This window comes from Methylibium sp. (genome assembly GCF_013817365.1).
In the GTDB taxonomy this organism is placed as follows: domain Bacteria; phylum Pseudomonadota; class Gammaproteobacteria; order Burkholderiales; family Burkholderiaceae_C; genus Methylibium.
Genome location: NZ_JACDCU010000162.1, coordinates 1 through 7,992 on the forward strand (window position 1 = coordinate 1; position 7,992 = coordinate 7,992).

Annotated in this window: 7 protein-coding genes; 3 read left to right on the top strand and 4 right to left on the bottom strand. The window is 67.5% G+C overall.

The window, feature by feature from the left end:
• From H0W38_RS11250 to phaR, 4 genes are all read right to left on the bottom strand, one after another.
• Nucleotides 1–772 (bottom strand): methionyl-tRNA formyltransferase (locus H0W38_RS11250; protein WP_292453941.1); only part of this gene is annotated, 772 nt, incomplete at its 3' end.
• Between the two features lie 69 nt (nt 773–841).
• Nucleotides 842–2,032 (bottom strand): PLP-dependent transferase, encoded by a 1,191-nt coding sequence (locus H0W38_RS11255; RefSeq protein WP_292453943.1) that lies wholly within the window; start codon nt 2,030–2,032, stop codon nt 842–844.
• A gap of 10 nt (nt 2,033–2,042) precedes the next feature.
• Nucleotides 2,043–3,458, bottom strand: coding sequence for a 30S ribosomal protein S12 methylthiotransferase RimO (gene rimO / locus H0W38_RS11260; RefSeq protein ID WP_292453945.1), 1,416 nt, complete (start codon nt 3,456–3,458; stop codon nt 2,043–2,045).
• A 41-nt stretch (nt 3,459–3,499) separates the two neighbouring features.
• On the bottom strand, nt 3,500–4,099 hold the full coding sequence (gene phaR / locus H0W38_RS11265; RefSeq protein ID WP_292453947.1) for a polyhydroxyalkanoate synthesis repressor PhaR: 600 nt from the start codon (nt 4,097–4,099) through the stop codon (nt 3,500–3,502).
• 165 nt (nt 4,100–4,264) lie between these two features.
• On the opposite strand from phaR, the gene H0W38_RS11270 reads away from it, so the two are divergent.
• The 3 genes from H0W38_RS11270 to H0W38_RS11280 form a co-directional block, all read left to right on the top strand.
• On the top strand, nt 4,265–4,654 hold the full coding sequence (locus H0W38_RS11270) for an MAPEG family protein (RefSeq protein ID WP_292453949.1): 390 nt from the start codon (nt 4,265–4,267) through the stop codon (nt 4,652–4,654).
• A 134-nt stretch (nt 4,655–4,788) separates the two neighbouring features.
• Nucleotides 4,789–5,163, top strand: a complete 375-nt coding sequence (locus tag H0W38_RS11275) for a hypothetical protein (RefSeq protein WP_367161940.1) — start codon at nt 4,789–4,791, stop codon at nt 5,161–5,163.
• Nucleotides 5,164–5,317: 154 nt separating this feature from the next.
• Nucleotides 5,318–7,992 (top strand): DUF748 domain-containing protein (locus tag H0W38_RS11280; RefSeq protein ID WP_292453950.1); only part of this gene is annotated, 2,675 nt, incomplete at its 3' end.

Here is a 7,992-nt window from a genome sequence, read left to right on the forward strand (position 1 = left end):
TCTTTCCCGCTACATCGGCGAACCGGCGGAACAGGTGCTTGCGTGCATCGAAGATCTGCACCTTCTTGCCGTCCAGCGTGGTCCAGGCACCGGGGGCGGGATTGGTGCCGCGGATCAGGTTGTAGATGAAATCGACGTGGTTCGACCACTGGATGCGCGCCTCCGCGTCGCGACACCAGCCTTCGTAGCTCGCCTGCGACTCGTCTTGCACCGTCTCGGTGTGCTTGCCGGCAAAAACCAGATCGGCGGCTTCGAGCATCGCCTTCACGCCCATCGGGGACAGCTTGTTGAAATAGACCTCGCCGATGGTTTCATCCGGTCCGATATCGCAGGTTTCTTGCAGGATCAGCGGACCCTCGTCCAGGCCCTCGGTCGGGCGGAAGATGCTCAGGCCGCCACGGGTATCGCCGCGGATGATCGGCCAGTTGATGGACGATGGGCCCCGGTACTTCGGCAGCAATGAGGGGTGGTACTGAATGGTGCCCAGGCGCGGCAGTTGCACGAAGCTGTCGGGAGCGAACTGGAGCACATAGGCCATCACGCCGAGATCGACGTTCAGCGCCTTCAGCGCCTCATGGGCCTCGGGCACTTTCAATGAAGAAAACTGGAATACCTTCAACCCGCGTTCCTCGGCCGCCGTGCGCAGCGGATCGGGCTTGGCGCCCGGCTTTTCCGGCGCGCAGAACACGCCGGCCACGTCATCCTTGCGCTCCAGAAACGCTTCCAGCACGGACTTGCCGAAATCCTGCTGCCCGATGATCGCTATCTTCATGGTTCGATTCCTTCCGTGTTTCAGGCCTGCGGAGGTCAAGTCCGCACGATGCAAATGTGTCGCTGTGGCTCAGGCACCGAGGGCGGGCAAGGCCTGCTCGCAGTCAGCGATCAGATCGTCCGCTGCCTCCAACCCTATCGCAAAGCGAACCAGCATGCCCTGCCCCGCCGCCGTGCCGCGCAGGGCGGTCAGGTCGTAAGGCACGACGAGGCTCACCGGCCCGGCCCACGAATAGCCGAGTCTGAAGAGCCGCAGCGCGTCGAGAAAGGCATCGACCTGCGCCTGCGTGTAGCGAGCGTCGAACATCACCGTAAACAAACCCGCCGCGGCACAGCAGGCGCTCGCCCAGTGCGCATGACCCGGAGCCCCTTCGAAAGCCGGATGCAGGATCTGCACGACCTCGCTGCGGCCTTGCCACCATGCGGCGAGCCGGCGCGCGGCGGCGTCCTGAGCGGTGTAGCGCAAGACCAGCGATGGCAGCGAGCGCAGCACAAACTCTGCATCGTTGGCGCCGACGCCCAGCCCCAGGCGCATGTGCGTGGCCTTCAGGCGCTGGTGCAGAGCGTCGTCGCGCGTGGTCACCGAGCCCATCAGCACGTCGGCACCACCGGAGGCGTACTTGGTCAGCGCTTGCATGGAGATGTCGACGCCGCAGTCGAAGGGCGCGAAAGCGATGCCCGCACCCCAGGTGTTGTCCAGCGCCGTGATCACGCCGCGCGCCTTGCAGACCGCGACCAGCCCCGCCAGGTCGGGAAACTCCATCGTGACCGAACCGGCGGCCTCGAGCCACACCAGCTTCGTGTGCGGGCCGATCATGCCGGCGAGCGCGGCTGCGTCCAGGGGATCGTAGAGACGGTGTGCGACGCCCATGCGCGCCAGTTCGTTTCGTGCCAGCTCGCGGCTCGGGCCATACACGTTGGCCGGCAGCAGCACTTCGTCGCCGGCGGCAAGCAGCGCCAGATCGACCAGGGCGATGGCCGCGAGCCCGCTGGGCGCGAGCAACGTGTGCCGCCCGCCTTCGAGCGAGGCGATGCGCTCCTCAAGCGTGAAGGTGGTCGGCGTGCCGTGCAGGCCGTACGTGTAGCCGGTCTTGTCCTGCCAGCGACGCGCGCGCAGCGCAGCGGTGTCCTTGAAGATCACCGTCGAGGCCTTGAACACGCCCGGCGGCACGGCGCCGAAGCGGGCAGGCGGCTGATAAGGATGATGGATCAGGCCCGTGGTCAGCCTGTCGGTTGTGCTGCCGTTGTCGCCCTCGCTCATGGCCGCCGCCTCACACCGGCTGCGCGACGAGGTCGTGCCCCTCGGTGCCGACGATGCGCGCCCGCGTGAACTCCCCCACGCGCAGTTGCTTGGAAGCCTTGAGCGGCGGCAGCAGCCGCACCACGCCATCGATTTCGGGCGCATCGGCATAGCTGCGGCCAACGCCGCCTTTGCGGCCGAGCGCGGGTGCCGAGTCGATCAGCACCTGCATCTCGGCGCCGACTCGTTCCAGCAACTTCGCGGCCGAGACCGCTTCGGCCACCGCCATGAAGCGCACGCGGCGCTCCTCGCGCACTTCGGCGGGCAAGGCGCCAGGCAAGGCGTTTGCACTGGCACCTTCGACCGGCGAATAGGTGAAACAGCCGGCACGGTCGATGCGCGCCTCGCGCATGAAATCGAGCAAGTATTCGAACTCGCTTTCCGTCTCGCCAGGGAAACCGGCGATGAAGGTCGAGCGCACGACGATCTGCGGGCAGGCCTCGCGCCAGCGCTGCAGGCGCTCGAGGTTGCGCTCACCGCTGGCCGGGCGTTTCATGCGCTTGAGAACGTCGGGGTGAGCATGCTGGAACGGCACGTCCAGATAAGGCAGCACGCGCCCGGCCGCCATCAAAGGCAGGATTTCGTCGACGTGCGGGTACGGGTAGACGTAGTGCAGCCGCACCCAGCCACCGAAGGGCTCGGCGATCTCGCCGAGCTTCTCGACCAGCTCGGTCATGCGCGTGCGTACCGGCCGGCCGTCCCAAAAGCCCGTGCGGTACTTCACATCGACGCCGTAGGCGGAGGTGTCCTGGCTGATCACCAGCAGCTCCTTCACGCCGGACTCGAACAGCGCGCGCGCTTCCGACAGCACATCGCCGATCGGCCGCGATACCAGGTCGCCGCGCATGCTCGGGATGATGCAAAAGCTGCAGCGGTGGTTGCAACCCTCGCTGATCTTGAGATAGGCGTAGTGCCTGGGCGTGAGCTTCACGCCGTAGGCCGGAACGAGGTCGACGAAGGGATCGTGCGGCTTGGGGACATGCAGGTGCACCGCATCCATGACTTCCTGCGTCGCATGCGGCCCCGTCACCGCAAGCACCTTGGGGTGCACCTGGCGCACCAGGTTGCCCGCACCGCCCTCGCCTGCCTTCGCACCCAGACAGCCGGTGACGATCACGCGGCCGTTGGCGGCCAGCGCTTCGCCGATGGTGTCCAGGCTTTCCTTCACCGCGTCGTCGATGAAGCCGCAGGTGTTGACAATCACCAGGTCGGCGCCGGCGAAGGTCTTGGACGTTGCATAGCCCTCGGCGCTGAGCTGCGTGAGGATCAGTTCGGAGTCGGTCAAGGCCTTGGGACAGCCGAGCGAGACGAAACCGATCTTCGGCACGGCTGCGGACGGGGTGGGCGCAGCCGCTGCGGGCGCTTCGATCAGGGAGCTTTCGGTCATGCGCCGGATTTTCGCCGATCCGCCGCTGCGGCGAGCCGCTGCTACTTCTTGCCGCCGATGCCGAAGCCGGGCGGGAACAACTGCCCGGCCTGCTTGTTCATCTGCTCTTGCATCTGCACGAAGAGCGTCTTCGACTGGTCGAGGTAGTTCGTCATCAGGCCCTGCATCATGGGCGCCTGCACGTTCATGAACTGCGTCCAGACCTCGGGACCGAGGCTCTTGCCGCCCGTGACGCCGGACTGTTCCGAAAAGCGGCTCTGCATTTCGGTGAAGGCCTGGATGTTCTTTTCCAGGTAGGAGCCCATCAGGCCCTGCATGGTGTGGCCGTAGAAGCGGATCATGTTGGCCAGCATCTCGCTCGAGAGCATGGGCACGCCGCCGGTCTCTTCTTCCAGAATGATCTGCAGCAGGATGCTGCGTGTCAGGTCCTCGCCGCTCTTGGCGTCGCGCACCACGAACTTTTCCTGCTCGAGCACCATGCGCTTCACGTCGGCCAGCGTGATGTAGCCGCTGCTGCGCGTGTCGTACAGGCGCCGGTTCGGGTATTTCTTGAGGACGCGCAACGCGACCTCGCCCGTCGCGGCCGAATCACCCTCCTGCGGCGTCGCGTTGCGCTGCGATCGCGCCTTGCTCTGCGTCATGCGTTCGGCTCCTCTGAGGCGGCCGATTCTAGGACGCGCTCGCCCGCGATCGCGGGGGTTTTCCCGCCGCTCCGCTGCGCCGCGGCGTCAGTCGATACTGCGGCAGCCCCATCGCTGCCGACCCCGGCCGCGCTGTCGATTCGATCAAGCCTTGCAGGAGCCGCCATGACCCCCGAGCTCGAATACCTCGTCTTCACCACCGTCTTCACGGCATTGATGTGGGTGCCCTACACCGTCAATCTGATCCTGGTGCGCGGCTTGAAGGATGCCGTCGGCTATCCGGAAAACCCGAAGCCGATCTACGCCTGGGCGCAGCGCATGAAGGCGGCGCACTACAACGCAGTGGAGAACCTGGTGGTCTTCGCGGCGCTGGTGCTGGTTGCGGACGCGGTCGACGTGCACAACGCGGCGACGGTGATGGCCTGCGTGGTCTTCTTCTGGGCGCGTGTGGTGCATTTCCTGGCCTACAGCTTCAAGGTGCCCTGGGCGCGCACGCTGGCCTTCGCGGTCGGGTTCGTCTCTCAGCTCGCGCTTGCGTTTCAGGTGCTGACCTGAGGATCGGGTCCGATCAACCCTTCGTCGTTCGCCGCTCCGCCTTTCAATCGCGGGCACGCCGCCTGCTCGGCGAAACTGCCGCAAAACCCGAAACGATGGACGCCAGATTGTTTTCCCCCGCCCCGCCTGCGCGCTTGCTCGCCATGCTGCGGCTCGTCGTGGGGTTGCTCCTGTGCGCGTCACTGGCCGTCGCATCGGCGGCCGGCCTGACGATCACCAGCCCGGCGCCCAAGGAAACCGTCCACGACAACGCCGGCAACGTCAACGTCGTGCTCAGCGTGGAAGACGGCGCCGTGCTGCCGCCGGGATACCGTATCCGCCTGCTGCTCGACGGCGAGCCGGCCGCGCCCGACAACAGCCGCACACGCTTCCAACTCTCCGGCGTCGACCGCGGCAGTCACGAGTTGCAGGCACTGATCGTCGACAACGACGGGCGGGTGCTGACCCGCTCTGCGCCCGTCACGTTCTACATGTGGCAGGCGTCGAGACGCAATCCGAGCGGGCCTTGAGCGTGAGGCGGGCTGCTAGAGACCGGGCGTTCGCGGCTCTGCTCCTGCGGGAGTGGGTCGACACTGCGGACCAGCCTGCGAAGATCACCTGTGCCGACCGTGGCGCGCCGCGGACTGAGCGTGCAGCGAGCAACCCGAACCCCATGAGCCGCTCATGAGCCGCCGCACCGCCTTCAAAGTGATGGCTGTCGGCCTGTTGGTGATCGGGCTTTATGCGCTGGCCGGTTTCGTGGTGCTGCCCGCACTCGTCGAGCGCCAAGCGCCGGCGTATGCCGCCGAACGGCTCGAAGCCGAACTGACGGTCGGCGACACGAGCTTCAACCCCTTCCTGCTGCGCTTCGTGGCGCAGGATCTGCGCCTGGCGCAGCAGGATCAGCAAGAGCCGATGCTCACGCTCGAGCGGCTGGCCATCGATCTCGACTGGTCGAGCCTGTGGTCGCAGGGATGGACGCTCTCGACCCTGCGCCTGCACAGCCTGCACGTGCGTGTCGAAATCGACGCCGAAGGCCGCCTCGACTGGGCCGGCCTGTTGCGCCCTCGGGAAGATCAAGCGCAGCAATCGCCGCCGCCGGTTCTTCACGTCGGGCACGTCACCGTGGAGGCCGGCCGGCTCGCGCTGACCGACCTGCGCGGTCCCACGCCGGCCAGTGTGAGCCTCGGCAAGATCGAGATCGAAGCTTTCGACATTTCGACGCAGGTCGGCGAAGAGCGCCCGGAAGGTCGTTACGGCCTGAGCGCTGTGCTCCCCGAGGAAGGCAGCTTGCGCGCGCAGGGCTCGATCGTGCTGCAACCGGCGCTCCGCTCGGCCGGTGAAGTGGAAGTGACCAGCCTGAACGTGGCCGCCGTCTGGCCGCTGCTGCGCGTTTCGCTCGGTCTCGATCTCGCACCGCCGGCGAGCGCCTTGAGTGCAAAGACGCGCTATGCGTATTCGGCCACTCCGGGTGCGCCGGCGCTGACGCTCGACGCCGCCGAACTGCAACTGACCGGCGTGGCGCTGCAACCGACTGGCACCAGCGCGCCCTTGCTACGCCTGAAGACGCTCACCGCCAGCGGCGGCCGGCTCGACCTCGCAGCACGCGAGCTGGCGTTCACCGAAGTCGGCCTGGACGACGGCACGCTGGCCCTCGAGTTCGACAAAGAGGGCCGACTCGACTGGCAGGCGCTGAGCGAGCCTGCAGCGGCACCGGCTGACGAGAAGCGCGCGCAGGCCGCCGACAAGCGAAAGCCCGCGCAAGCCGACGCCCCGCCGTGGCGAGCCCGCATCGAAGCGCTGCGTGTCGAAGGCGTTGCACTGCAGGCTGCCGATCGCAGCCGGCCGATTCCCCTGGCTTTAGACATTGCCGAGATCAGCGGACGAACCGGCGTGGCGCTCGACTTCGGCCCGGGGCCGACACGAACGCGGCTCAGCGCACTCGACGCGCAGCTCGAAGCGCCGAGGCTGGCCGCCATCGGCGCAGCCGAGCCGCTGCTTGCTCTCGACACGCTATCCATTGCCGGCGCTGCACTGGACACCGGCGAACGCCTCATCCGGATCGACGAGATCGCGGTTCGGGGCGGCCGCGCCGAGGTGCAACTGGCCGATGGAGGTTCGCCCGGTCTCCTGCAGGCCTTGCGTTCCGGCGAGGCACAAGGCGAAACGGCGCCCGCCGACGGCGGCCGGCCCGACGGCGGGTCCGAACAACAGCAAGCCGACCGCAAGCCCGCCTCGACACCGACGGGGCGATCCGAGCCGCCCCCGGTCGGCTCCGATGCCGATGCCGATACGCCGGCCGACTGGCGCTACGCGCTCGACGCCTTTCGCGCCAAGGGCGTGACCCTGGCCCTGCGCCACGGCGGCTACGAGCCGGCCATTGAATACACCGCCGAGCTGAAGGACGCAACCCTCGCCAATATCGCCAGCGCCGCGGACACGCCGATGCAGCTCGACGCGCAACTGGCGCTGGCCGGTGGCGGCAGCTTGGCGGCGAAGGGAGCCATCGCCCAGAGCGCCGAGAGCGTCGACGTCGAGCTCCAACTCGACCGGCTGCCGCTGCTCCCCTTGCAACCGCTGCTCGCGCGCCATGCCAGGCTGGAGATGCGCTCGGGCCTGCTTTCGGCGAAGGCGCGGCTCGAATTGCGCCCCGGCGAGACCAACGGGTTCGCGCTGCGCGCCACCGGCGACGCGACGGTCGACGCCGTGCGCATCGACGAGGCCGACTCCGAGGAGCGTTTCCTTGCCTGGCGCTCGCTGCAAGCCGAGGGCGTGACGCTCGACACCGCCCCCGGCCGCCTGTCGATCCGCGAGATCGAAGTGCAGGAGCCCGGCGCCAAGCTGGTCATCGCCGAAGACCGCTCGGTCAACCTCACCCAGGTGATCCGCGATGATCCGAATGCCGCTGCGCGCACGGCAGAAGCCCCGGCGCCAGAAGCGGTGCCCTTCGAAGTCGCGATAGAGCGCATCCGCTTCCAGAGCGGCGTACTCGACTACACCGACCTCAGTCTGGTGCTGCCGTTCTCCACTCAGGTGACTTCGCTCGACGGCAGCGTGCTTGGCATCACCACCGCTCGCGGCGAGCGGGCCCGCGTGCAGGCGGCGGGGCAGATCGAGCCCTTCGGCTCGGCCCGTGTGAACGGCAGCCTGCTGCCCTTCGCGCCGAAGGAATTCCTCGACCTGCGCGTGCGCATGAACAACGTGGCGATGCCGCCGCTCTCGCCCTACACGGCCACCTTTGCCGGGCGCACGGTGGCCGAAGGCAAGCTCTGGCTCGATCTCGAATACCGCATCGAGAACGGCCAGCTGCTCGGTGAGAACAAGATCCGGCTCGACGACTTCCGGCTCGGAGAACGCGT

Coding starts and splice junctions, on each gene's coding strand:
- H0W38_RS11270 (WP_292453949.1), top strand. CDS start 4,265: ATGACCCCCGAGCTCGAATACCTCGTCTTCACCACCGTCTTCACGGCA.
- rimO (WP_292453945.1), bottom strand. CDS start 3,458: ATGACCGAAAGCTCCCTGATCGAAGCGCCCGCAGCGGCTGCGCCCACC.
- H0W38_RS11255 (WP_292453943.1), bottom strand. CDS start 2,032: ATGAGCGAGGGCGACAACGGCAGCACAACCGACAGGCTGACCACGGGC.
- phaR (WP_292453947.1), bottom strand. CDS start 4,099: ATGACGCAGAGCAAGGCGCGATCGCAGCGCAACGCGACGCCGCAGGAG.